22 protein-coding genes are annotated in these 23,373 nt (G+C 69.1%); 8 read left to right on the top strand and 14 right to left on the bottom strand.

Annotated features, from left to right (window positions below; all coding sequences use genetic code 11):
* The first annotated feature begins 116 nt into the window (after nucleotides 1–116).
* A complete protein-coding gene (locus tag ACH3VR_RS03965) occupies nucleotides 117–386 on the top strand; it encodes a hypothetical protein (RefSeq protein ID WP_396639659.1) in 270 nt (89 codons plus the stop codon).
* Nucleotides 387–460: 74 nt separating this feature from the next.
* On the opposite strand, the gene ACH3VR_RS03970 is transcribed toward ACH3VR_RS03965, so the two are convergent.
* From ACH3VR_RS03970 to ACH3VR_RS03985, 4 genes are all read right to left on the bottom strand, one after another.
* Nucleotides 461–808, bottom strand: a complete 348-nt coding sequence (locus ACH3VR_RS03970; protein ID WP_396639440.1) for a type II toxin-antitoxin system PemK/MazF family toxin — start codon at nucleotides 806–808, stop codon at nucleotides 461–463.
* Nucleotides 802–1,047 carry a CopG family ribbon-helix-helix protein gene (locus ACH3VR_RS03975; protein ID WP_396639441.1) on the bottom strand — a complete coding sequence of 82 codons (246 nt, stop codon included), beginning with the start codon at nucleotides 1,045–1,047 and terminating at the stop codon, nucleotides 802–804. Before ACH3VR_RS03975 ends, ACH3VR_RS03970 begins: the two co-directional genes overlap by 7 nt.
* 454 nt (nucleotides 1,048–1,501) lie before the next feature.
* Nucleotides 1,502–2,821, bottom strand: a complete 1,320-nt coding sequence (locus ACH3VR_RS03980) for a hypothetical protein (protein WP_396639442.1) — start codon at nucleotides 2,819–2,821, stop codon at nucleotides 1,502–1,504.
* 436 nt (nucleotides 2,822–3,257) lie between these two features.
* Entirely contained in the window at nucleotides 3,258–3,536 is a 279-nt protein-coding gene (locus ACH3VR_RS03985; RefSeq protein ID WP_396639443.1) for a metal-sensitive transcriptional regulator, read from the bottom strand.
* 289 nt (nucleotides 3,537–3,825) lie between these two features.
* Between ACH3VR_RS03985 and ACH3VR_RS03990 the strand changes: the two genes are divergently transcribed.
* The 4 genes from ACH3VR_RS03990 to ACH3VR_RS04005 all read left to right on the top strand — a co-directional run bounded on the left by ACH3VR_RS03990 (nucleotide 3,826) and on the right by ACH3VR_RS04005 (nucleotide 9,692).
* Nucleotides 3,826–5,496 carry an FAD-dependent oxidoreductase gene (locus ACH3VR_RS03990; RefSeq protein ID WP_396639444.1) on the top strand — a complete coding sequence of 557 codons (1,671 nt, stop codon included), beginning with the start codon at nucleotides 3,826–3,828 and terminating at the stop codon, nucleotides 5,494–5,496.
* 114 nt (nucleotides 5,497–5,610) lie between these two features.
* Nucleotides 5,611–6,888 carry an MFS transporter gene (locus tag ACH3VR_RS03995; protein WP_396639445.1) on the top strand — a complete coding sequence of 426 codons (1,278 nt, stop codon included), beginning with the start codon at nucleotides 5,611–5,613 and terminating at the stop codon, nucleotides 6,886–6,888.
* A gap of 117 nt (nucleotides 6,889–7,005) precedes the next feature.
* Nucleotides 7,006–8,736, top strand: a complete 1,731-nt coding sequence (locus ACH3VR_RS04000; protein WP_396639446.1) for a SulP family inorganic anion transporter — start codon at nucleotides 7,006–7,008, stop codon at nucleotides 8,734–8,736.
* Nucleotides 8,733–9,692 (top strand): GlxA family transcriptional regulator, encoded by a 960-nt coding sequence (locus ACH3VR_RS04005; protein ID WP_396639447.1) that lies wholly within the window; start codon nucleotides 8,733–8,735, stop codon nucleotides 9,690–9,692. Before ACH3VR_RS04000 ends, ACH3VR_RS04005 begins: the two co-directional genes overlap by 4 nt.
* Before the next feature lie 4 nt (nucleotides 9,693–9,696).
* On the opposite strand, the gene ACH3VR_RS04010 is transcribed toward ACH3VR_RS04005, so the two are convergent.
* Nucleotides 9,697–10,980 (bottom strand): alpha/beta fold hydrolase, encoded by a 1,284-nt coding sequence (locus tag ACH3VR_RS04010; protein WP_396639448.1) that lies wholly within the window; start codon nucleotides 10,978–10,980, stop codon nucleotides 9,697–9,699.
* Between the two features lie 153 nt (nucleotides 10,981–11,133).
* Here ACH3VR_RS04010 and ACH3VR_RS04015 point away from each other — a divergent pair, with 153 nt between their 5' ends.
* The gene (locus tag ACH3VR_RS04015) at nucleotides 11,134–11,619 is read left to right on the top strand and encodes a GNAT family N-acetyltransferase (RefSeq protein WP_396639450.1); all 486 of its coding nucleotides are present in this window, start codon (nucleotides 11,134–11,136) and stop codon (nucleotides 11,617–11,619) included.
* A gap of 111 nt (nucleotides 11,620–11,730) precedes the next feature.
* Nucleotides 11,731–11,943 (top strand): TOBE domain-containing protein, encoded by a 213-nt coding sequence (locus ACH3VR_RS04020; RefSeq protein WP_396639451.1) that lies wholly within the window; start codon nucleotides 11,731–11,733, stop codon nucleotides 11,941–11,943.
* Nucleotides 11,944–12,051: 108 nt separating this feature from the next.
* Here ACH3VR_RS04020 and ACH3VR_RS04025 read toward each other — a convergent pair whose 3' ends face one another.
* From ACH3VR_RS04025 to ACH3VR_RS04060, 8 genes are all read right to left on the bottom strand, one after another.
* Nucleotides 12,052–12,723: a response regulator gene (locus ACH3VR_RS04025; RefSeq protein WP_396639452.1), complete on the bottom strand. Its 672-nt coding sequence runs from the start codon at nucleotides 12,721–12,723 to the stop codon at nucleotides 12,052–12,054.
* Nucleotides 12,720–15,239 (bottom strand): DUF4118 domain-containing protein, encoded by a 2,520-nt coding sequence (locus tag ACH3VR_RS04030; RefSeq protein WP_396639453.1) that lies wholly within the window; start codon nucleotides 15,237–15,239, stop codon nucleotides 12,720–12,722. The genes ACH3VR_RS04025 and ACH3VR_RS04030 overlap by 4 nt, the downstream gene beginning before the upstream one ends.
* A 184-nt stretch (nucleotides 15,240–15,423) precedes the next feature.
* Nucleotides 15,424–16,023, bottom strand: coding sequence for a potassium-transporting ATPase subunit KdpC (gene kdpC / locus ACH3VR_RS04035; protein ID WP_396639454.1), 600 nt, complete (start codon nucleotides 16,021–16,023; stop codon nucleotides 15,424–15,426).
* Between the two features lie 9 nt (nucleotides 16,024–16,032).
* Nucleotides 16,033–18,198: a potassium-transporting ATPase subunit KdpB gene (gene kdpB / locus ACH3VR_RS04040; RefSeq protein WP_396639455.1), complete on the bottom strand. Its 2,166-nt coding sequence runs from the start codon at nucleotides 18,196–18,198 to the stop codon at nucleotides 16,033–16,035.
* 4 nt (nucleotides 18,199–18,202) lie between these two features.
* Complete coding sequence (gene kdpA, locus ACH3VR_RS04045) at nucleotides 18,203–19,885, bottom strand: potassium-transporting ATPase subunit KdpA (RefSeq protein WP_396639456.1); 1,683 nt, start codon at nucleotides 19,883–19,885, stop codon at nucleotides 18,203–18,205.
* Nucleotides 19,885–19,974, bottom strand: a complete 90-nt coding sequence (locus tag ACH3VR_RS04050; protein WP_396639457.1) for a potassium-transporting ATPase subunit F — start codon at nucleotides 19,972–19,974, stop codon at nucleotides 19,885–19,887. The genes kdpA and ACH3VR_RS04050 overlap by 1 nt, the downstream gene beginning before the upstream one ends.
* Nucleotides 19,975–20,153: 179 nt before the next feature.
* Entirely contained in the window at nucleotides 20,154–21,167 is a 1,014-nt protein-coding gene (locus ACH3VR_RS04055; RefSeq protein ID WP_396639458.1) for a LacI family DNA-binding transcriptional regulator, read from the bottom strand.
* A 169-nt stretch (nucleotides 21,168–21,336) separates the two neighbouring features.
* Complete coding sequence (locus ACH3VR_RS04060) at nucleotides 21,337–21,558, bottom strand: three-helix bundle dimerization domain-containing protein (RefSeq protein ID WP_396639459.1); 222 nt, start codon at nucleotides 21,556–21,558, stop codon at nucleotides 21,337–21,339.
* 230 nt (nucleotides 21,559–21,788) lie between these two features.
* On the opposite strand from ACH3VR_RS04060, the gene ACH3VR_RS04065 reads away from it, so the two are divergent.
* A complete protein-coding gene (locus ACH3VR_RS04065; RefSeq protein WP_396639460.1) occupies nucleotides 21,789–22,310 on the top strand; it encodes a hypothetical protein in 522 nt (173 codons plus the stop codon).
* A gap of 213 nt (nucleotides 22,311–22,523) precedes the next feature.
* On the opposite strand, the gene ACH3VR_RS04070 is transcribed toward ACH3VR_RS04065, so the two are convergent.
* A complete protein-coding gene (locus tag ACH3VR_RS04070; protein WP_396639461.1) occupies nucleotides 22,524–23,348 on the bottom strand; it encodes a zinc-ribbon domain-containing protein in 825 nt (274 codons plus the stop codon).
* Nucleotides 23,349–23,373 lie beyond the last annotated feature (25 nt).

Genomic DNA, 23,373 nt, shown 5'->3' on the forward strand with positions numbered 1-23,373 from the left:
GGTTCCGCTCGAGCTCACATGCTACGGTCGCGCGGCGGCCGTCACCGGTCCGTCGCGCCCGTGGGCGTCACACGGGACCGCGGAGGTGGCCGCGGATCGCGCGCGACGAGTACGCTTTGTCGCCGCCCACCGCATTCGTGATCGGCCTGGCCGATGGGAGCATCTCGTCGCGACGGGACGCTGAGCGACACGTGCTCGACCTCGTCAACGAGCTCGGGTACGTCGACTCGCAGGGTCGAGAGCTCGATCAGCGCTGGTTCCGGTCCTTGACCGAACCGGTCCTTTACGTGTTCGAGCCGATCGGGCTGTGGCGTCTCGACGGGCGCCGTCGCGACATCCCGCCGACCGACGCCGTCCGGGCGATCGCGCACCTCGCGCTGAAGTAGTTCGACGGCTCGCGTGTTGGCGCCCCGCGTAGCACCGAGCGGCTCGCCTGGTGTGCGCCTTGCCCGACTTTGGTTCAGATTCCGGTGACGAGACGGATTCCGGCGGCGATCTTCGCGAGGACGTAACTCGGGACGTGGCCGACAGGGAACGGTTCAAGGAACTCCCTGCTGACCGGGCCAACTTGCGACACGATCGCCACCGAGTCTCTGTCCAGCCCTGACGCGTCGACGGGGACGAGTACGTTGCCCGGGAATGCTTCGAGTTCGACGTTCGACGTCAGCGGGACGACCAGCACCGTGGCGATCCGGGTCGCGAGCAACCAGTCCTCCTGCATCACCACGGCCGGTCGACGTTTTGCCGGCTCCGAGCCTCGTGGGGAGCCGAAGTCGACCCAGACCACATCACCGTGGGCGATCACCATTCGGTCGACTCGAGTATGTTCCGCTCGGACTCCCCAAGGAAGGGACTGCCAGCGGAGGGTTGCCCGACGCGCTGGATGACTGCGTCAGCCAACGCCGTCAGCTCCGCTTCGCCCTCGAGTTCCTCGACGAAACGGCGGCCGGCGCGTCGGAAGAACTCCGAACGGTTCATGCCGTGCCGGGCGGCCACGCGTTCGAAGCGCTCGAACTCGCTGTCGGGGATCGAGATCGCGGTCTTCACGATCTGAGTATAACCATTCATACCCATGGCTCGGTCAGCCAAGCCGCTGTGAGGATAGACCCCCGAAAATTCGGGTTCGGGACGAAGAGCAGCGCAGCCGCTCGCCGCGACTCCCTGGGCTTCGTCAGGCCCCTCGATGGGGTGCTGACCGCAAGGCGACCGATCGAGCCGCATTTAAGCACCTTGCTGTTCATTACTGGCAAGTCTTGCCCACATTCTTGCCCACATTCTTGCCCACATTTCATGCGCGATTGGCTGTTTTCGACGACTGTCGATGTCGTCAGGGTTCCGAGAACCCGCGTAATTCCGCGGAAGTTGTCGTTCAACGTCGCTATGCAAAATGCTCAAAACGTGTTCGAGTCCCCCAGGGGTATCCGAATCGCCGCGAACTCAGCCAGCGGCCTTCCGGCGGGCACGCAGCTCGGAAAGTTGTGTACTGGTCCGCGGGAACCGATCACACTGGTTGCGGCTCGGCATCCGTCGGTTCGGTGTCACCCGTTGCCTCGTCCTCGGTTTGCGATGCCGCCTCCTCCACAGACGATTCTCCGACCGTGTCCTCGGTCAGACTCGGATCGAGCGCCTTGTCCGCACCTGCTTCGGCACGTTCGTTTGGTGACGCGGGTTCGCGAGCCGTAGTTGCGCTCGCCTTGGCGAGTGCCCCGATGATGGCTCCCGCGGCCGCCCCTGTGTATGCACCGGTCACCGCACCGTTGACGGCCGCGGCGACGACCTGAGCACCTCGGCCCACGCTTGACGGCGCCTGGTCGTCCGGCTCCACGAGCGCCGTACCGCTCGGCTCCGGCTCAGCGAGCCGCCGCATTACGTCGGTCGCGGGAGCGGGCTGTGCGTCGGTCGCGAGAATGGGCTCTACGTCCGTTGGGGAGGTGGGGTTCGTGTCGGTCGCGAGAGCGCCCTCTACATCGGTCATGGGAGCGGGCCTCGTCTCGCTTGTGGGAGCGGGCTTCGCGTCGGTCGCGCCAGCCGGCTCTTGATCCGTCGGGGGAGAGGGCTTCGCGTCGGTTGTGGATTCGGACTCGACCTGTGTGGCTGGACCCGCCTTCCCATCCGGCTCTGCCTGCCCAGTTCCTTCAGTCGAAGCGTCGGGCTTTCCATCAGTTGTCGGAACACCCGTCGGTTGCCTCTTGTTCTTCTTTCGTCCCTTCGTTACAGCCTGCGAGCCGAAGTAGAAGGAGGCGATCGCCACGACGAGCGTCCCCAGTGTGGTCATCAGTTGCTGCGACAGCTCTGCGGAGGGTTTCGACTCCTTCATTGCGACGATGAAGTAGGGGCCTTCCGAGCCGCAATCGGCTTTGGTCACGACCCGCGACTGAATCTGCTCGATCGGTATCGCATTGGCTTCATCGAGCGTCAGACAGTCGAGATTACTGGTGACTGTGTCCGTGTGAGAGATCAAAAAGACGGACACGAAGGTGAAGATCAGAATCAGCATCAAGGCGATCAATGCCCGCATGCTGCCGGCCGGGAGTCCCATTGCTTCCGACCTGTTGGCCAAGTGGATATGCCTGAATATCACCGCTGCCGTCGCCAGGCCGACGACGAGAAGAGATGCGCCAGCGATGACGATGATGGATACGGTGATCTCCGGGGCGAGGGCGTTGGATACCCGCAACATCGATATCAACCATGGGATCGCGACGAGCGCAGCGACATTTGCGATCACAAGGAATATCAGAAACCCTAACTGCCAACCCGGGTTCCAGGGCGTGGTCTGGCTGCCATCGTCAGGGCGACGTTCCTTTTTCCTGCGTACCATTTCGTCCCCCCAGACAAACGGTCAGCAATGTTGGTGCCGAGAATAGGGCTATCAGGCCACATAATCCAGAGCAGCACAGTTCGGTGCTTGACCCGTCTTTTCGACGAGTCGCCCCCAAGACGCGGACTTTGGGCGCGAGCTCCGCATCGTGGAGATCAAGCCCTACAGCCAGCGCCGACCGGAGTACGCGACTACCGCGGCGGCGACACCTCGATGACAGCAGTCGAGCCGGCGTTTGTCATGGCGGTCGCCGTGCCATTCTTCGGAGCGCTGTCGCTTGCGATCGCGAAGGTAGACCGGAGGCCCATCGGCAGACGTTTCAGCTGTGTAGAGAACGCGCCGGTCCGGGTATGGAAGCCGTGAGGATCCTCAGCGGGGGAGTTGGCGGGGCCTGTGCCGGTGGGCGGCCGCAGCGACCATGGCCTAGAGAGATCGCTCACGCAAGTGACATGAACAGCTTCTCTAGCTCAGCCATCGAAACCTGACCACTCGGTTCGCCGGAGCCGTCGGGCTCGACCAGGCAGTCCTTCATGGCGGTCGCGATGATCTGGAATCCGGCCTTGTCGAGGGCGGAGGAGACCGCGGCGAGTTGGGTCACGACCGACCGGCAGTCGCTCCCACGCTCCATCGAGGCGATGACCCCCGCAAGCTGACCCTGGGCTCGCTTGAGCCGGTTCACGATCTTGCGCTGCGTCTCTTCGTCTGCGGTCGCCATGGCCCTCTCCAGTCTGCCCGTGTGTGGAACACGATACCCCATGGGGTATTATCAATGGATACCCATGGGGGTATCGACGAGAGAGGAAACGGAATGTGTCGAGCGGTGACCTGCGCCAGTTGCGGGAAGACCACATGGGCGGGATGCGGCCAGCATGTCGATGCGGTGCGGCGCTCCGTGCCGTCGGCGCAGTGGTGCCCCGGTCACCAGGAGGAGCCCGGCCAGAGCGGGTTCTTCTCGAAGCTGTTCGGGCGCTGAAGCGATGACGAGATCAAGGGAGAGGACGGGTATGAAGGTCGTCATCGTGGGCGGCGTCGCCGGCGGCATGTCCGCGGCCACGCGGCTGCGCAGGCTGGATGAGTCGGCGGACATCGTGGTCTTCGAGCGTGGTCCCGAGGTCTCGTATGCGAACTGCGGTCTGCCGTACTACATCGGCGGAACGATCGCTGACCGTTCGTCGCTGTTGCTGCAGACACCCGCCTCACTGCATCGCCGCTTCCGTCTCGACGTCCGCGTGCAGCACGAGGTCACGGCGATCGACAGGGCTGCGAAGCGGGTAGAGGTGACCGACCTCACGTCCGGGGTGCGCACCACTGCGACCTACGACAAGCTCATCCTGGCTCCCGGTGCCACGCCGCGAAGGCCTGAGCCGCTCTCGGCGATCCCGACAGTCAGTCTCCGAACCGTCGCCGACGCAGACTTCATCCACGCCGCCCTCGACCAGCCGGGTGCGCGGGTGATCGTCGTGGGCGCGGGATACACCGGGCTCGAAGCCGTCGAGAACCTCGTCGCGCGAGGCGCACACGTCGCCCTCTTGCAGCGCGGCGCGCAGCTCCTCTCCCCGCTGGATCCGGAAATGGCGGCGCCGATCACGGAGGCAGTCCGTTCCCACGGCGTCGATGTGCGACTGGGCGTCACGATCGACCGGGTCGAGGGCGCCCGGGCGATCCTCAGCGATGGCGACAGCATCCGCGCCGAGCTGATCGTGGACGCGGCCGGTGTCGTGCCGGAGACCGCCCTGGCCCGCAGGGCCGGCTTGCGGATCGGCAGAACGGAAGGCATCTGGGTGGATGCCTCGCACCGCACCAGCGACCCGGACGTCTTCGCGGTCGGTGACGGCGTCGAGAAGAGCGACCTCATCGGAGGGGATGCTGCGCTCGTCGCGATGGCGGGCCTCGCCAACCGCCACGGGCGCATGGTCGCCGATGTCATCGCGGGCCGCGCCGATGCGGCGCGACCCGCCGTGGCGACGGGAATCGTGAGCGTGTTCGGCATCGCCGCGGCGAAGGTCGGCTGGAGCGAGAAGCAGCTGCAGGCCGCGGGGCAGGCGTATTACGCGGTGCACGTGCACCCGGGTTCGCATGCGGGCTATTACCCGGGGGCGCAGGCGCTCGCCATGAAGCTTCTCGCAGACCCGGCATTCGATCGCATCCTCGGTGCACAGATCGTCGGCCGCCAGGGCGTCGACAAGCGCATCGACGTGATCGCGACCGCGATCCAGGCCGGACTGCCGGCGGCCGAGCTCGCACACCTCGAGCTCGCCTATGCGCCGCAGTTCGGCTCGGCGAAAGACCCCGTCAACATCTTGGGCTACGTGGCCGAGAACACCCGCGCGGGCATCACCCCGACGATCCAATGGCACGAGCTCGAGGAGACGCAGGCGGCGGGTGCCACTCTCATCGACGTGCGGACAGCCGGCGAGTTCGCCGCCGGGGCGATCCCGGGTGCGATCAACGTCCCGCTGGACGAGCTGCGCGACCGGGCGTCCGAGCTGCTTCGGGAGCCGTTGATCGTGCACTGCCAGGTCGGCTTGCGTGGTCACCTTGCGACGCGAATCCTGACGCAGCTCGGCGGGGATGTCGTCAACCTCGACGGCGGGTACCGCACCTGGAGTGCGGGCATGCGATCGCGACTCGATGCGGATGATGCCGACCGGTCGGTGCGTGCCGCTGCCGCGTAGACAACCACGTCGTCGACCGTGGTTCGCCGATCGGTTGCTCCTTCCGCAAACGAATCCCGAGCGGATGCTAGGAATTCGTGTACGATCGTGGCACCGCCGCGAAGGAAGCACACCATGACCGACGAGACGCCGAAGACGGAAGTCGTGCAAGACCCCGTGTCCGGCGCAGTGGTGCCCGCGCACCCCGTGGGCGAGGAGACCGCTCTGCGGCTCACACTCACCACGCCGCTGTATCGCGGCGCGACGATCGCGATGTTCCTGTCGGGGCTGGGATTCTCGGCCGCCGCCCCGCAGATCGCGTCCTTCCTCGTGAACGATCTCGGTGCGTCCCTCACGGTGGCAGGCCTGTACTACCTGACCGCCCTCACCGCGCCGGTAGCCGGGTACCTCGTCGGCGCGCGATCGGACCGCACCGGCAACCGGCTCGGCCTGTTCCGGCTCTGTGCCCTTGCCGGATTCCTCGGCTGGGCGGGCATCGCGTTCTCCACTCAGTTGTGGATGCCGTTCGTGATCAGCGCCGTCGTCCTCGGGTTCGCGGGCGCGGCGACCTCGCAGCTGTTCGCTGCACTGCACGACCAGCTCGCCCAGACCCCTCGCGCCAGCAACGACGGCGTCGTGGCGATCGTGCGGATGGCGCTCACCGCCGGATGGGTGATCGGCCCGGTCGCGGGCGCGTTCCTCGCCGCGCAGACCAGCGCTCGCGTCATGCTGTTCGCCACTGCGCTCTGCACCCTGGCGCAGATCCTGCCACTCGGGGCACTCAAGGACGTTCCCACGAGCGTCCCCGCGACGGCTCACGGCGCGACCGCGCCGGCGGCACCGGGCGTGCGCGTGATGGCCCCGCTGCTGGTGTTCACCGCGCTGTACATCTGCGTCTACGCCGGCGAGTCGATCAAGTACGCCTACCTCCCGATCTACATGAACGACCAGCTGCACCTCGCTCCCGCACTGAGCGGGGCCATCATCGGCATCCAGCCCCTCGTCGAACTCGTCCTGATGCCGGTCGCGGTCGTCGTCGCTCGTCGCACGGGGATGATGAAGCCGATGATCGTCGCCGCGGGGTTCGGCGTCGCCGCAAACCTCTGCTTCGCCCTCACCGGCACCGCCGCCGGGCTCTTCGCCGGTCAGATCCTGATGGGCGGCGTCTGGGGCGTGTTCGCCGCCCTCGGCATCATCGCGGCGCAGCGACTCCTGCCCGTCGCCGTCGCCACCGCGTCCGCGATCTTCCTCAGCTCCACCGCCCTCAGCTCCGCGCTCGGCGGGCTCACAGGAGGCCTGGGAGCCGCCGCGTTCGGACTGCCACTCGTCTTCCTCATCCCCGCCGGATTCGCCGCCATCGCCGTGATCGGACTCATCCTGATGGCCCGCACGAAGGCAGCACGCGACCTCTGACCGTTGCCGGCCCCAGAGAGGGCGACCGAGATGGATGCCCGTGGCCCGGGTGGTTTCGCGCGAATGGTCCAGGCCATACCCTGACCTCGTGAGCACGAGGGACCGGCGCGAAGCGCCATGAGCGACACGTCGCGCGCGGCCTCGGTCCGCAAGATCTTCACGGTCCTCGACTGGCTCCCGCACTACCAGTGGAAGTGGCTCCGGTTCGATCTCATCGCCGCGCTGTCGGTCTGGGCTCTGCTGGTGCCGCAGGGCATCGCCTACTCGTCGATCGCGGGGGTGCCTCCGCAGTACGGGCTGTACGCCGCGCTCGGCGCTCTCGTCGGCTACGCGCTCTTCGGCACATCCGGGCAGGTCGTCACGGGACCGAGCGCCGCGGTCGCGGCGGTGTCGGCATCCGTGGTCGCGCTCTGGGCATCGGCCGGCTCGGAGGACTGGGTCGCGTACACGGCGACGCTCGCGGTGTCGGCGGGTGTGATCTACATCCTGCTCGGCGTGCTGAAGATGGGCTGGATCTCGCACTTCCTCTCGGGTGCGGTGCTGGGCGGCTTCGTGTTCGGCTTCGGGTTCGGGCTCATCGTCGACCAGACGCCCAAGATCCTCGGACTGCCGAAGGCCGTCGGGAGCTACTCCGACGTGCTCGTCGGTGTGGTCCAGAACATCTCGGACACGAGCATCCCGACCCTCATCGTCGGGGTGGTCAGCATCCTCGTGCTCCTCGTCTTCCGCCGATTCCTGCCGCTGCTGCCGCGGACGATCATCGTGGTGATCCTCGGCATCGTGCTGTCGAGGGTCCTCGACCTCGAGAGTCAGGGCGTCAAGGTCGTCGGCGAGATCCCGACGGGGCTGCCGTCCTTCGTATGGCCCGATCTCCCACCTGTGTCACCGGTCAACGTGATCCTGGGCTCACTGGCGATCATCTTCATCGGCTATGCAGAGTCGCTGGCCGCGGCGAAGGAGGAGGGCAGGAGGCACGGCTACGAGATCGACGCGAGCCAGGAGATGATCGGCCAGGGCATGGCGAACGTCGCCTCGGGCCTGGTCGGCGGATACGCCGTCGAGGGCAGCCTGTCCAAGACGACCGTCGCCGACATGGCGGGGCAGAAGACACAGCTGGCCTCGCTCATCACGGCGGGTCTGATCCTGGTCACAATCCTCTTCCTGACGGGCTTCTTCACGACCCTGCCGGACGCCGTGCTCGGCGCCGTCGTGATCGACGCCGGCATCAGCCTCATCAAGTTCAAGGAGTTCCGCTACTACCGCCTGAGCCTCCGGGACTTCGCCGCCTTCATCGCCACAGCCCTTGTCGTGTTCTTCGTCGGCGTCCTCGCGGGAGTGATCGCCGGCGTCCTGCTTTCTCTCCTGCTCCTCGTCGTGTCGGCCTCGAAGTCGCCGACTCATCAGATGGCGTTCGACCGGGAGCACGACGTGTACGTCCACCACGTCACCCACCCGGAGGCGGAACTCGTCCCCGGCGTGCTCGTCGTCGGCATCCACGGACCTCTGTTCTTCGCGACCGCCGACAACTTCCGCGCCGCGGTGGCGGAGTACGTCAAGGCTGAAGAGCCCTACGCGCTGGTCATCGATCTGAGCGTGGTCACCGTGCTGGACATGGACGGAGTGCGCGTGCTCGGGCAGATCGCCCGCGAGCTGACCGCCGAGCAGATCAGGGTGCTCCTGGTCAACGTCGGGACAGCGCATGTCGAGCTGCTCCGCAAGACCGGGATGTTCGACGAACTGGGCGCCGAAAACTTCCAGCGCACCGTCCGGGCGGCCGTCGCGGTGGCGCAGTCGAGCCACGAACCGCCCCAGCCGCAGTCGAGCCACGAACCGCCCGAGCCCAAGTGACCGATCCGCGCATCGTGATCGTGGGGTTCCCCTCCGCCCAGATCCTCGACATCACCGGTCCGCTCGAAGTCTTCTCGACGGCATCCCGCTTCCTGCCGATACCCCGGTATGCGACGACCGTGGTCAGCGCGCGTGGGGGATCCGTGCTCTCGTCGAGTGGCCTCGAGTTCGCGACGGAGCCCATTGCAGAGATCGTCGGCGACGTCGACACGCTCGTCGTGTCCGGCGGGCGGGACATGGACGAGGCGGCGGCCGACACGACGCTCGTCGACAACGTCCGCCGGCTTGCGGCGCAGTCGCGCCGGGTCACGTCGGTCTGCTCAGGTGCGTTCCTCCTGGCTGCGGCGGGGCTGCTCGACGGACGGCGTGCGACGACGCACTGGGCGGAGTGCGGCGACCTCGAGCGCGAGTATCCGAGCATCTCGGTCGAACCGGACGCCATCTACGTGCAGGACGGCAACGTCTGGACCTCCGCCGGCGTCACGGCGGGGATCGACCTCGCGCTGGCGCTGGTCGCCGACGACCACGGTCGCAAGGCGGCCGCGACCGTCGCGCGTCGCCTCGTTGTCTACCTGCGCCGGTCGGGTGGTCAGGCGCAGTTCTCCGCGGTGCTGGCCGCGCAGTCGGCGGACGATGAGCCCACCCGCGACCTGCTCGCCTGGATCCCCGACAATCTGACCGCCGATCTCTCCATACCGGCGATGGCGAGGCGCACCCATCTGTCGGATCGGCAGTTCAGCCGCGTCTTCAAGTCCGAGGTAGGAATCACCCCGGCCGAGCACGTCGAAGCGGTGCGCATGGAGGCGGCCTGCCGCCTGCTCGAGACGACGCTGCTCGGGGTGGAGGAGATCGCCCGCGAATGCGGCTTCGGAACCCCTGAAACCATGAACCGCGTGTTCCGGCGCCGCCTCGACACGACGCCGGGGGAGCATCGGCATCATTTCGGGCCGGCGTGACCCGCTACTTTGCGAGAGGTTGCCCGCTGCGGACCGCGGATACGACATCGAGGATCGCCTGCGCCGTCACCGCTCCACGGTCTGAGACCAGCGTCTGGTGACTCGCATCCTCGACCGTCCGGTGGACGCTGTCGGTCGACACCGCGGCCATCCGATCCTGCGCCGCGAACCAGGCGGCGTCGTTTCCGATGCCGGCGGTGAGGACGACGAGGGGCTTGTCGCCGAAGTCGGTGAGGGATGCCGCCTCCCTGACCGCGTCGGAGGCGTCGGCGTACTCGTCGATGCTGCTCCGCAGGTCGCGGGCGGTGCCGCCGAACAGCTCGCCGAGCCCGAGCCGGGCGGTCGCCGAGACGAGCGCGAAGACGCGATCCAGGACGAAGGAGTGCGGCTCGTAGGCCGCCGCCGCGGCATTCGGAGCCGTCGAATCGATCAGCACCATGCCGGCGACCTCTCTCGGGTAGCGGGCGGCGTACATCTGCACGTAGAGCCCGCCGAACGAGTGGCCCGCCAGGACGTACGGTCCCGGCACGTGCGCGCGCTGCAGCAGGGTGTGGAGCTCGGTCGCGATCTGGATGCCGTGCGGCGGCGTCGCGGCGGGCTCGCTCCAGCCACGGCCCGCGCGGTCGTACACGCACACCCGGGTGTCGCCGGCGACGTCCTCGCGGAGCAGCTCCAGATCGGATGCCGCCGCGCCGCCGCCGGCTTCCAGCACAACGGTCGGGCCGCCCGAGCCGGCGCAGTAGAGGTGCAGGCGGTGATCGCCGACATCGACGAGCTGGCCGGGCATCGCCTGCGAGGTCGCGGCCTCACCCATCGTCTCGTAGCCGGCTCCGACGGAGGCCAGAGCCAGCATCCCGATCACCGGATAGAGCACCCAGCGGGCACCCACGCTCTTGCGGACGCGCACGAGCATGAAGATCGATACCGCGAGCATGACCGGGGGCCAGATCCAATTCAAAGCGGGCTGGATGCTGCTGCCGAACGCGACGAGCAGGAGGCCGCCGGCACCCATCACCAGCGCCGGGACGGACGCCCACCGCTGCGGCTGGTCCGTGAAGCGCGTCGTGAAGACGGCGAGCGTCGCCAAACCGGTGGCGAATCCACACAGGACGGCGCCCGTGACTGCGCTGTCGGTTGCCCGTCCGAAGGGCAGGACGACGAGGAGGATGGCGGCGAGCAGGCCAAGGGTGAGCGAGGCGAGCACGACTGGGGCGAGGCGTCGCCCGTGCGTGGCGGCGGCGGTATCCCTCTGATCGCCCTCGGCCGGGGCCCCGATGAGCGTCGACATCTCGGACTCCCTTTCTGCTGTGCTGCGGTGATGTCTTCACGGTAGGAGCCGCCGCCCGCCCCACCTAGGACACGGTCTTGACGATCTCGGACATGCAGGCACGCGCGAAGTCAAGCGTTGGCCACAGCCCATTCGGACCGCTTGACTGGTCCCATGGGAGAGCCCACGACCGACGACGCGACGATCCGCGACATCCGGCCCGGGGACGCCGGCCAGGTGCTGACGATCCAGCGCGCCGCCTTCGTGCAGGAGGCCCTCATCTACGACACCGTGAAGATGCCCGCCCTCACGCAGTCGCTCGACGAGCTGCGAGCGGAACTCCTGGACAACCTGGGCTTTGTCGCGGAACTCGGCACCCGCATCGTCGGCGCCGTCCGCGCTCAGCGCGACGCGGACGTCCTGCTGGTCGGCCGCCTCGTGATCGCGCCTGATCAGCAGGGCCGCGGACTCGGCTCTCAGCTGCTGGATGCGGTCGAGCGGCGGGGCAGAGAGACGGGATGCCGCGAAGCCGAACTGTTCACGGGATCGCTCAGCGAGGCGAACCTCCGGCTCTACGAACGCCACGGCTACCGCGAGACGCAGCGCGTCGAGGGCGACGACGGAATCGAGCAGGTGTTCCTGCGCAAGACGCTCGGCTGACGGTTGAGCCGCCGGCCGTGAGGAGCCGGCGATCTCTCGCCGATCGAGGGCAGGCGTCGTACCGTGGGAACCACGACGGCGGTGAGTCGGCGATGCGACCAAGGAGCAGCCATGAAGGTCAGTGCGCGGAATCAGTTGAAGGGCACCGTCGTCGACGTCACGAAGGGTGCTACGACCAGTCACGTGCGGATCGACATCGGAGGCGGCTCTGTCGTCACCGCCTCGATCACAAATGAGGCCGTCGACGAACTCGGCTTGTCCGTCGGCTCAACGGCATATGCAGTCATCAAGGCTTCGGACGTGATGGTCGGAGTCGATGCATAGCGGTCGATCTCAGGGCAGGCCTCGTCGAGAGCGGTGCGCTCGTCGATGTCGGCGCGCATCCACCCGGCGGGACTCCGTTCTCGCAGGCTGATGATGGCCGTCCGAGCCTCACGGCATGAGGCGATAGCCCATGCCCTGCTCCGTGAGCAGGTGCTGCGGATGCGCGGGATCGGTCTCGAGCTTCTTGCGCAGCTGTGACATGTACAGGCGCAGATAGCCCGTGTCGGCGACCTGGTCGGTGCCCCACAGGTCTTTCAGGAGCGTCTGACGGGTGACGAGCGCGCCCTGGTTGCGGGCGAGGAACTCGAGCATGCGCCATTCGGTCGGCGTCAGGTGCACTCGCGCTGCCCCGCGCGTGACGGACTTCGCCGAGAGGTCGATCACGACATCTCCGAACGTCACGACGGGCTCACCGCCCGTCGCGCCGGCGCGACGCGTGAGTGCGCGCAAGCGCGCGAGGAGCTCGTCGATCTGGAAGGGCTTCGTGACGTAGTCGTCGGCGCCGGCGTCGAGCGCGTCGACCTTGTCGGCCGAGCCCGTGCGGCCTGAGACGACGATGATCGGCACCGTCGTCCAGCCGCGCAGCGCCTCGATGACGGCGACGCCGTCGAGGCGCGGCATCCCGAGATCCAGGAGCACGATGTCCGGGCGGGCCTGCGCTGCGAGCGCGATCGCCGCGGCTCCGTCAGGCGCTGCGACGACCTCGTAGCCGTGCGCTGCGAGGGTGATGCGCAGCGCCCGCACGAGCTGCGGGTCGTCGTCGGCGACGAGGATCTTCACGGGAGGCGCTCGCTTCCGGTCGGCGAATCGGCGATGGGCAGCTCGATGACCATCGTGAGGCCTCCGCCGGGGGTGTCTTCCGGGGTGAGCGTACCGCCCATGCCCTCCGTGAACCCCTTCGACAGGGCGAGGCCGAGCCCGAGCCCGACGGTGTTGTCGGTGTCGCCGAGGCGCTGGAACGGCGCGAAGATCTCAGGCTGGCGCTCGGGCTCGACGCCCGGTCCGTGGTCGACGATGCGCAGCTGCGCGGTGCGGCCCAGCCGGCTCGTCGCGATGCGCACGCGGTGCCCGTCGGGGGAGTGCCGGTCTGCATTCGCGAGGACGTTGACGAGCACCCGCTGCAGCAGCACGCCGTCGGCGCGCACGGGCGGCAGGTCGGGATCGAGGGCGAGCTCGACACGATCGGGACCGAGTCCGAGCTCATCGACCGCGATCAGGACCGCGCCGACCGTGTCGACGGGGGCGAGCGAGACGGCGAGGACGCCCGCCTGAACGCGGCTGACGTCGAGGAGATCGGTGACGAGCGTCGACAGCGTCGCGAGGCTCTCGTCGGCGGTCGCGATCAGCTCGGCGCGGTCGTCGGGGGAGAGCCCTTCGCCTGCCGCGCGCAGCCCCCCGACTGCGGCGACGGCGGCGGCGAGCGGCCGGCGCAGATCATGGCTCACCGCCGAGAGGAGGGCGCTGCGCACCTGGTCGGTCTCGGCGAGGGCGTCGACCTCGCGCGCCGCGAGCGTGAGGTCGCTGTGCTCGAGGGCCGCCGCGAGCTGCGCGACGATGACGTCGAGGAGGCGCCGCTCCGAGGCATCCAGTTCCCCGCCGTGAAGCTCGAGAGTCGCTCGAGGCGCAGCCGGATCGCCGACGGGGAGCCGGATCTGGCGCTCGTCGGGCACGGGCTCGCCGTCGGTCGCGAGCACCTCGCCGCTCGACGACACGAGCCGCACGCCCGTCATGCGGAACGCCTCGCGCGCCCGGCTCACGAGAGCGGGAACGGCGCTCTCGCCGCGCAGGACGCTGCCCGACACGGTCGCGAGCAGCTCGGACTCGGCCGCGGCCCGCTGCGCGGCGCGGGTGCGGCGGGCGGCCTGGTCGACGATCCAGCTCACGAGGATCGCGATGACGACGTAGAGGACGAGCGAGAGGGCGTGCGTGGGATCGGCGATCGTGACGGTGAAGAGCGGATCGACGAACAGGAAATCGAGGGTCAGGCCCGAGAGCACCGCGGCGAACAGCGCCGGCCAGATGCCGCCGATGAGCGCCACGACGACGACGAGCAGCTGATACGCGAGCACGTCGGAGGTGATCGAGGCGTCATTCGAGAACGCGAAGAGGAACCACGACAGGAGCGGTCCGAAGACGAGGGCGACGGCGAAGCCGAGCGCGCGCCGCTTCACGCTGAGTGCGCCCCCGGTGAGACGGGGCAGGTGCGTACGTCCGCCCGCGGCGGCGTGGGTGACGATGTGCACGTCGATGTCGCCGGACTCCCGCACGACGGTCGCCCCGATGCCCGCGCCGGTGAGCGCCGCCGCGAGCCTGCCGCGACGACTCGCGCCGATGACGAGCTGAGTCGCATCGACGGAGCGCGCGAAGTCGACGAGCGTGCGCGGCACGTCGTCGCCGACGACCTGGTGGTACGTGCCGCCGAGCGACTCGACGAGGCCGCGCTGCTCGGCGAGCGCCCCGGGCGCGCTCGAGCGCAGGCCGTCCTGGCTCGACACGTGCACCGCGAGGAGCTCGCCGCCCGCCGTCCGCGCCGCGATGCGGGCGCCGCGCCGGAGAAGCGTCTCGCCCTCGGGGCCGCCGGTGAGCGCGACGACGACGCGCTCGCGGGCCTGCCAGGATCCGCGGATGCCGTGCTCGGCGCGGTAGAGCCGCAGGGCGCTGTCGACCTCGTCGGCCAGCCACAGCAGCGCGAGCTCGCGGAGCGCCGTGAGGTTGCCGAGGCGGAAGTAGTTCGACAAGGCGGCGTCGATGCGCTCGGCGGGGTAGACGACGCCGGCCGCGAGGCGGTCGCGGAGCGACTGCGGCGCGAGGTCGACGACCTCGACCTGATCGGCACCCCGCACGACGGCATCCGGAACCGTCTCGCGCTGCGTGACGCCGGTGATCTGCTCGACGATGCCGCCGAGCGACTCGATGTGCTGCACGTTCACCGTCGTGATGACGTCGATGCCCTCCTCGAGGAGCTCGTCGACGTCCTGCCAGCGCTTCGCGTTGCGCGAGCCGGGGGCGTTGGTGTGCGCGAGCTCGTCGACGAGGGCGATGGCGGGATGCCGCTCGATGACCGCATCGACGTCGAGTTCGTAGAGCTCCACGTCGCGGTGCCGCACGACCCGCCGCGGGACGACGGGAAGGCCCTCGGCCTGCGCCGCCGTAGCCGAGCGGCCGTGCGTCTCGACGAGGCCGATGACGACGTCGCGACCGTCGGCGAGCAGGTGGCGCCCCTCCTCGAGCATCTCGTACGTCTTGCCGACGCCGGGTGCGGCGCCGAGCAGCACGCGCAGCTTGCCGCGTCTCACCGGTGGAGCTCCCTTCCGCGTCCGCTCGCCCGCGGCGAAGTGCGGGTGCTGGAGCGGCGCACTCGCATTCTCCCGCGGGCGGGCAGCGGAGTGGATGCCTCACCCGCGGCGTTGTGCGGGTGTTCGACCCGGCGACCCGCAGAGTGCCGCGGGAGAGCCATGCGGACCGGACGATCCGCAGGCATCACTGCAGCGCGTCGAGCGCGAGGTTGAGCTCGAGCACGCCGACGCGGGGCTCGCCGAGGAAACCGAGGTCGCGCTGCTGGATGTGCGCCTCGACGAGGGTGCGCACCTCGTCCTCGGGCAGACCGCGCGCCTCGGCCACGCGCGACACCTGCAGCAGGGCGTACGCGGGGCTGACGTCGGGGTCGAGGCCCGAGCCGGACGCGGTGACGGCGTCGGACGGAATGTCGCCCACGGCGACGCCGTCGAGCCCGGCGATCGCGGACTGGCGCTCGGCGATCGCATTCACGAGGTCGCTGTTCTCGGGGCCGAGGTTGGAGCCGCTCGAGGCTCCGCCGTCGTAGCCGGCGGCAGAGGGACGCGATTGGAAGTACTGCGGCAGGGCCTGGCCGGAGGCATCCGTGAATCCCTGTCCGATCAGGGCGCTGCCGACGGTCTTCCCCGTCGCGTCTGTGACCAGCGAGCCGTTCGCCTGCCACGGCAGGACGAGCTGCCCGATGCCGGTGACGACGAGGGTGTAGCCCACGCCGAGGACGAGGGTGAAGACGAGCATCGCGCGGACGGCGACACCGGCGGTGCGAACAGTGGTGCGGGTGGACATGTCGTTCCTTCAGAAGCCGGGGATGAGGCTCACGACGATGTCGATGAGCTTGATGCCGATGAACGGCGCGATGATGCCGCCGAGTCCGTAGACCAGGAGGTTGCGGCTCAGGATCGCCGAGGCGCTCGCCGCGCGGTACTTCACGCCGCGGAGGGCGAGGGGGATGAGCGCGATGATCACGAGCGCGTTGAAGATGATCGCGCTCGTGACCGCGGACGCGGGGGAGGAGAGGTGCATGACGTTGAGCGCCGCGAGACCAGGGAAGACGCCCATGAACATCGCGGGGATGATCGCGAAGTACTTCGCGATGTCGTTCGCGAGCGAGAACGTCGTGAGGGCCCCGCGCGTGATCAGCAGCTGCTTGCCGATGCGCACGATGTCGATGAGCTTCGTCGGATCGCTGTCGAGGTCGACCATGTTGCCGGCTTCCTTCGCGGCCGACGTGCCCGTGTTCATTGCGACGCCGACATCGGCCTGCGCGAGCGCGGGCGCGTCGTTCGTGCCGTCGCCCGTCATCGCGACGAGGTTTCCGCCCTGCTGCTCGCGCCGGATGAGGGCGAGCTTGTCTTCGGGTGTCGCCTCGGCGAGGTAGTCGTCGACGCCCGCCTCCTTCGCGATCGCGGCGGCCGTGAGCGGGTTGTCGCCCGTGATCATGACCGTGCGTATGCCCATCGCGCGCAGCTCGTCGAAGCGGTCGCGCAGGCCGTCCTTGACGATGTCCTTGAGGTGGATGACGCCGAGAACCGCCCCGGAGCTGGTCGAGGGGTCGAACGTCGCGACGACGAGGGGCGTCCCACCGCTCGCGGCGATCGCGTCGGTCTCACGCACTAGCGCGGCGCGCGTGGTGCCGGAGACGGGCGATCCGGATGCCTCGAGCCAGGCCAGCACCGCCGACCCGGCGCCCTTGCGCACCTGAGGGCCGCCGGCCAGGTCGACCCCGCTCATGCGGGTCTGCGCCGTGAACGGGACGAACGCCGACCCGGCGGGCTCCGTGACGTGGATGCCCCGAACCGCCGCCAGCTCGACCACCGAAACGCCCTCGGGGGTGGGGTCGGCGAGCGAGGAGAGCGCGGCCATACGGGCGAGGTCGCCCGCCTCGACCCCCGGCATCCCGATCAGATCCGACGCCCGGCGGTTGCCGTAGGTGATCGTGCCCGTCTTGTCGAGGAGCAGCGTCGTGACGTCGCCGGCCGCCTCGACGGCGCGCCCCGACATCGCGAGCACGTTGCGCTGCACGAGACGGTCCATGCCGGCGATGCCGATCGCCGACAGCAGCGCGCCGATCGTCGTGGGGATGAGGCACACGAGCAGGGCGACGAGGACGGCGATGCTCACGGGCGACGCGGCGTACGACGCGATGGGATTGAGTGTCAGCACGACGATCAGGAAGACGATCGAGAGGCTCGCCAGCAGGATGCCGAGGGCGATCTCGTTCGGGGTCTTCTGCCGACTCGCGCCCTCGACGAGCGCGATCATGCGGTCGACGAACGTCTCGCCAGGCTTCGAGGTGATGCGCACGACGATGCGATCGGAGAGCACCCTGGTCCCGCCCGTCACCGCGCTGCGGTCACCGCCCGACTCGCGCACGACCGGGGCCGACTCGCCCGTGATGGCGGACTCGTCGACTGTCGCGATGCCGTCGACGATGTCGCCGTCGCCCGGGATCAGTTCGCCGGACGACACGACGACGACATCTCCGAGGCGGAGTTCGGCGGACGCGACCTCGACGGTCTCGGCCGCGGCGGCCGCGGCATCCCGTATCTCGTCATAGGTCGTGACGCGACGCGCCAGAGTCGTCGTGCGGGTCTTCCGCAGCGACGCCGCCTGCGCCTTGCCACGGCCCTCGGCGACCGCTTCGGCGAGGTTGGCGAAGAGGACCGTGAGCCACAGCCAGATCGCGATGCCCCACGTGAAGCCCGCGGGGGTGGGGGATCCGCCGCTGGGTTCGGCGCCGAGGAACGGCTCTGCGATCGCGAGCACCGTGGTGAGCGCGGCTCCGACCCAGACGAGGAACATGACGGGGTTGCGCCACAGGGCCGCGGGGTTGAGCTTGCGCAGGGCGCCGGGCAGCGCCTGCACGAGCTGCGCCCAGCTGAACGCGCGGGTGGTGCGGGGCCTCTTCGGTGTGACGGTGCCCGCGACAGGGCCGGTGATGGTGGGAGTTGAGGTGGTCATGGTTTCAGACGAGCCCTTCTGCGAGCGGACCCAGCGTGAGGACGGGGAAGTAGGTGAGTGCCGTGATGACGACCGCGACGACGGCGAGCAGGCCGACGAACTGCGGGCGGTGGGTGGGGAGGGTGCCGACCGTCGCGGGCGTGCGCTCCTGCGCCGCGAGTGAGCCGGCGAGGGCGAGCACCAGCACGATCGGGAGGAAGCGGCCGAGCAGCATCGCGACGCCGAGGGCCGTGTTGAGCCACGGCGTGTTCGCCGTGAGGCCCGCGAACGCGGACCCGTTGTTGTTGGCGGCCGAGGTGAAGGCGTAGAGCACTTCGCTCAGGCCGTGGACGCCGGGGTTGAGGATCGACACGCTCTCGACGTCGTCCCGGATGCCGGGCACGGCGAAGCTCAGCGCCGTGCCGACGAGCACGAGGATCGGCGTGACGAGGATGTACAGACTCGCGAGCTTGATCTCGGTCGGGCCGATCTTCTTGCCGAGGTACTCCGGTGTGCGGCCGACGAGCAGTCCGCCCACGAACACGGCGATGACGGCGAGCACGAGCATCCCGTACAGACCGGAGCCGACGCCGCCCGGCGCGACCTCGCCGAGCATCATGTTGACCATCGGCACCATGCCGCCGAGCGCCGTGTACGAGTCGTGCATCGAGTTGACCGCACCCGTGCTCGTGAGCGTCGTGGCGCCCGCGAACAGCGTCGACCCGAGGATGCCGAACCGCTGCTCCTTGCCTTCCATCGCCGATCCGGCGAGCTGCGGGGCGGTGCCGAGGCCGCGCGACTCGAGCCAGCTGACCGCCGCGACCGAGAGGATCGCGAGCGACGCCATGACGGTGAGGATCGCGTAGCCCTGACGGTCGTCGCCGACCATCTTTCCGAAGGCGCGGGGCATCGCGAACGGGATCGCGAGCAGCAGCAGGATCTCGAGCACGTTCGACCACGGAGTCGGGTTCTCGAACGGATGCGCCGAGTTGGCGTTGAAGAACCCGCCGCCGTTCGTTCCCAGTTCCTTGATCGCCTCCTGGCTCGCGACGGGTCCGCCAGGCAGCACCTGCGTGCCGCCCGTGATGGTGTGCACGTCGATGAAGCCGTTGAAGTTCTGGATGACCCCGGCCGCGAGCAGGGCGACGGCCGCGATGAGCGCAAGCGGCAGGAGGAGCCGCGTGATCCCGCGTGCGAGGTCGACCCAGAAGTTGCCGATCGTCGAGGAGCCGCGTCGCGCGAACCCGCGCACGAGCGCGACTGCGACGGCGATGCCGACGGCGGCCGACACGAAGTTCTGCACCGCGAGGCCGGCGAGCTGCACCGTGTAGCCCATCGTGATTTCGGGGGAGTACGACTGCCAGTTCGTGTTCGTGACGAACGACACGGCCGTGTTGAAGGCGAGGCCCTCCGGCACCGCCGGCAGGCCGAGCGAGTAGGGCAGCACCGCCTGAAGCCGTTGCAGCGCATAGACGAAGAGGACGCCCGCCAGCGAGAAGGCCAGCACGCCGCGGGTGTACGCCTGCCAGGTTTGGTCGGAGGCCGGGTCGACGCCGACGAGTCGATAGAACCCGCGCTCGACACGCCAGTCCTTCGCGCTCGTGTAGACGCGGGCGATCCAGTCGCCGAGCGGGCGGTACAGGAGGGCGAGGATCAGGACGACCGTCGCGAGCTGCAGGATGCCGGTCCACACCGTGTCGGCCGACATCAGAACTTCTCCGGCCGCACGAGTGCGACGACGAGGTAGACGACGGCCGCGAGACCGAGCGCCGCGGCGAGGAGCGAGAAGACGATCACAGTTTCTCCGCCCCTCGCGCCACGAGGGCGAGAAGCGCGAACAGCGCGACCGTCAGGACGAGATACAGGAGATCAGGCACGCATCAGATGCAACCCGTCACCCTGCTGCCAGGCGGCGATCCTCACGGTTCGCATACGGCCCGGAGCATGCTTCTCGACGCAATCGAGACGGCGCGCGATCAGCGGGGCGGGCCCGTCGACGAGCGGATCACGAGCGTCGAGGGGACCGTCGCCGAGTGCACGATCTCGCCGCCGATCGCGCTGATCGCCGTCTCGATCACGACCTCGCCGAGGTGGTAGAGATCCTGTCGCACGGTCGTCAGAGGCGGCAGGAAATGGGCGGCGCCCGGCATGTCGTCGAATCCCACGACGCTCACGTCGTCGGGCACCCGCAGTCCTCGGGACCACAGGCCGTGCATGACGCCGAGGGCCATCTGGTCGTTCGCGGCGAACACCGCCGTCGCATCCGCCACGGCCTCCGCGCTCGCGCCCAGCGCATACCCCGACTCCGACGACCAGTCGCCGATGACGGTTCGCCAGCGCACGCCGGTTCCCGATACGGCGTGCACGAAGGCGCGCTCGCGGGCGACCCCGACGACGGTGTGCGGTGGGCCCGCAAGGTGTAGGAGCGAGCGATGACCGAGTTCGAGCAGGTGGTCGACCGCCGCCGTCACGCCGCCGGTCTGGTCGATGTCGATGTGCACGAGCCCGTCGGCGGTGAGATCGCCGATCAGGATCACGGGCATCGTTGCGGCGACCTCGCCGACGATGCGCGGCGTCGAGATCCTCGGGCCGATGATGCAGAGAGCGTCGATGCCCTGGCGCTCCAGCTCGGCGATCCCCTCCTCGAACTCCGCCTCGTCGTCGCCGAGATTGGAGAACGGCACGATCGAGTAGCCGCGATCGCGGGCGGCGGCTTCGAGGGCGAGAAGTGTCGTCTTCGGCCCGTACTCGCTGGGAGCGTCGACCATCGCGCCGATGCGCATCGTGCGCTGGGTGGCCAGTGAGCGCGCGACGGAGCTCGGCCGGTAGTGCATCTCGCTCATCGCCGCCTCGACGCGCTCCTTCGTGGCGGGCCTGATGTTCGGCGAGCCGTTCAGCACGCGCGAAACGGTCATGTGGGAGACGCCGGCCAGCTTGGCGACGTCGTAGATGCTCGGGCGTTTGCTTCGCCCCGGTGCTTCATCGGCCATGAGCGGATGCAGGGGTCGGTGAAGAGAACGTGACCGTCGGCACGGGCACTCCTCTCGTGCGGGTGCCCTCACTCTGCGCTGATGGTGAGCGGAATGCAACGCCCTCCATCACCGCTCCAACCATGTCGAGGGCCCGAAGCCCGGGGTCGGGGGCGTCCGGCGTCGCGACTCAGCCGGCGGTGGAGAGCGCCTTCGCCTCGGGCTTGAGACGGTCCTTGGCGCCGCGCTCGACGAGCACCGGCACGAAGTCGCGCACGGGGGCAGCATCCATCGAGCTGTGCACCTCCCGGACGACCTCCGTGACCCGCTCGCGGGGGAGCATGGGGAACTTCTCGGCCAATCGATCGACGATCTCCTGAACGGCGACTTCTTCGTTGATCTCGGCGGCCATCGTGGTGCTCCTGCCTGGGGACGAGGGGTATCGCAATCGAGGTTACGGCGCGACGGGTGTGAACGTGACCATACCGTCATGACACTCGTCCTGCGAGGGTGACCGTCGATGATCCCGGCATCCCCTCCTCCAGGCATCCGACACCCGCCGTTCACTTGCCTGTCAGCAGATCGCAGGACGGGGCCGCGACACTGACCGCGCAGCTTCTCAGGTTGCAGACAGGAGCTGCCGTGGCCGCGCCGAGCGTGGTGTTCGCGCACTTCGGCGCATCGACGGATCGTGCACTGCTGGCCTGGCGGCGCGCGTCGCGCGCCGTCTTCGAAGCGCACGCCGGAGCCGCACCCGACGAATCCGCAGGGGAGCAGGCCGGCCGCGTCTACTGGCAGCTCGTCGCCCCGAACCATCGTGAGATGGCGCGCTCGACGCTTCTCCATGCGTCCGAGTCCGACGCGCGGGCGCACGCCGCGACTCTCGTTCGGCGCGCGTCCGGCCTGACGTGTCACACCTTCGTGGCACCGGCCGTGCGGAGCATCGGCTGGTACCTCGTCGACGACGATGCTCCCGTCGTCATGGGCGCCCGCTGGTACGAGAGCCGCACCGTCGCACGCGAGGCCGCGTTCCGGGCGAGGTCGATGCTCGAGACGATCGGACGGGAGGGAGGGATGCCACCCGCCGCCGCTGTCGAACCGGAATGGGCCGTCACCCCGGCCGAACCGGCCCTTCCCGCACCGGCGGGCGACGCCACGACATGAGCGACACCGCGGGATGCCGCAACCGGCCTGCGCAGCATCCCTCGCGCCGACGACATGAGCCTGGATGCCGCAACCGGCCTGGCGCAGCATCCCCCGCGACGAGACATGGCGTTTCGTCGAGCCATGGGATCGAGCAGCCCCGCCTCGGCGAGATCCCCGGTCTCGGCGCCGGCCGACGCCGGCGAGCGTCGTCGCGCGACGGCAGACGTCCCGTCAGCTGAGGTACGCGTCGACCAGGAGCGGTCCCCGGATGTCGCGGAACACGTCGATCAGCCGGTCGACGCCCTTCTTGCCGAGCGATGACAGCTGCAGGTCATAGGGGCCGAGCTTCTCGAGCCGCCCCGTGCGGATGCGCACGACCTCCCAGTGCGCCGCGCGCAGCGCGCGGTCTTTGCGGCGGTCGGCGTCCTCCCGTGTGCCGAGATGCTCGAGCCCGAACCGGCCGATGCTGTCGTACTCGACCGCGATGCGCAGTTCGGGCAGCAGGATGTCGGGCCACACCTCGACGTGGTCGAAGAACGGCCGCGCCACCCGCACCGCGTTGCACCCCGTCGTGAGATCGAGCCGCGCCACGAGGTGGGCCCGCAGCTCGGCTTCGACCGCAGACGCGGGCTTGGGCGCGCACTCGCTGCGGAACGCCTCGCCGACGGGGAGATCGGGCGTCTTGGCGCATACTTCTCGGCGCGGCTTGGGACGCTTCGGGCGCGGCGGGCCGGCGGGCTGAACCCGCGGGGGCACCGCGAGCGTCGCGCATTCGGGACACCATGCCGACCGGCGGCGCTCGCGCCCCGGCCGCGCGCGCTGCTCGGTCGGGGTCGCAGCGAACAGATGCCCCGCCTCGCACTGCCACAGCAGCAGGACGTCGGCGGCCGGGGGGATCTGCGTCAGCGTGATCCCGGCGTTGAGGTCGGGGTGGTACTGCCGGATGAGCGCCGGATAGGCCGCCCACGCCTCCCGGTAGGTGCCGATCTCGTACGGCACGTCGACGCCGCGCGAGAACTGGCGCCGCGCCCACCATGCCTCGACCCGCTCCGCCATGCCCCGCACGCTACGCCGACCCCCC

This window comes from Microbacterium alkaliflavum (assembly GCF_044325405.1).
GTDB lineage: Bacteria > Actinomycetota > Actinomycetes > Actinomycetales > Microbacteriaceae > Microbacterium > Microbacterium alkaliflavum.

Excerpts from the sequence above, each read along its gene's own strand:
- ACH3VR_RS03970 (WP_396639440.1), bottom strand. The coding sequence starts at position 808 with ATGGTGATCGCCCACGGTGATGTGGTCTGGGTCGACTTCGGCTCCCCA.
- ACH3VR_RS03980 (WP_396639442.1), bottom strand. The coding sequence starts at position 2,821 with ATGGTACGCAGGAAAAAGGAACGTCGCCCTGACGATGGCAGCCAGACC.
- ACH3VR_RS03985 (WP_396639443.1), bottom strand. The coding sequence starts at position 3,536 with ATGGCGACCGCAGACGAAGAGACGCAGCGCAAGATCGTGAACCGGCTC.
- ACH3VR_RS03990 (WP_396639444.1), top strand. The coding sequence starts at position 3,826 with ATGAAGGTCGTCATCGTGGGCGGCGTCGCCGGCGGCATGTCCGCGGCC.
- ACH3VR_RS03995 (WP_396639445.1), top strand. The coding sequence starts at position 5,611 with ATGACCGACGAGACGCCGAAGACGGAAGTCGTGCAAGACCCCGTGTCC.
- ACH3VR_RS04000 (WP_396639446.1), top strand. The coding sequence starts at position 7,006 with ATGAGCGACACGTCGCGCGCGGCCTCGGTCCGCAAGATCTTCACGGTC.
- ACH3VR_RS04010 (WP_396639448.1), bottom strand. The coding sequence starts at position 10,980 with ATGTCGACGCTCATCGGGGCCCCGGCCGAGGGCGATCAGAGGGATACC.
- ACH3VR_RS04015 (WP_396639450.1), top strand. The coding sequence starts at position 11,134 with ATGGGAGAGCCCACGACCGACGACGCGACGATCCGCGACATCCGGCCC.
- ACH3VR_RS04020 (WP_396639451.1), top strand. The coding sequence starts at position 11,731 with ATGAAGGTCAGTGCGCGGAATCAGTTGAAGGGCACCGTCGTCGACGTC.
- kdpC (WP_396639454.1), bottom strand. The coding sequence starts at position 16,023 with ATGTCCACCCGCACCACTGTTCGCACCGCCGGTGTCGCCGTCCGCGCG.
- kdpB (WP_396639455.1), bottom strand. The coding sequence starts at position 18,198 with ATGACCACCTCAACTCCCACCATCACCGGCCCTGTCGCGGGCACCGTC.
- kdpA (WP_396639456.1), bottom strand. The coding sequence starts at position 19,885 with ATGTCGGCCGACACGGTGTGGACCGGCATCCTGCAGCTCGCGACGGTC.
- ACH3VR_RS04055 (WP_396639458.1), bottom strand. The coding sequence starts at position 21,167 with ATGGCCGATGAAGCACCGGGGCGAAGCAAACGCCCGAGCATCTACGAC.
- ACH3VR_RS04060 (WP_396639459.1), bottom strand. The coding sequence starts at position 21,558 with ATGGCCGCCGAGATCAACGAAGAAGTCGCCGTTCAGGAGATCGTCGAT.
- ACH3VR_RS04070 (WP_396639461.1), bottom strand. The coding sequence starts at position 23,348 with ATGGCGGAGCGGGTCGAGGCATGGTGGGCGCGGCGCCAGTTCTCGCGC.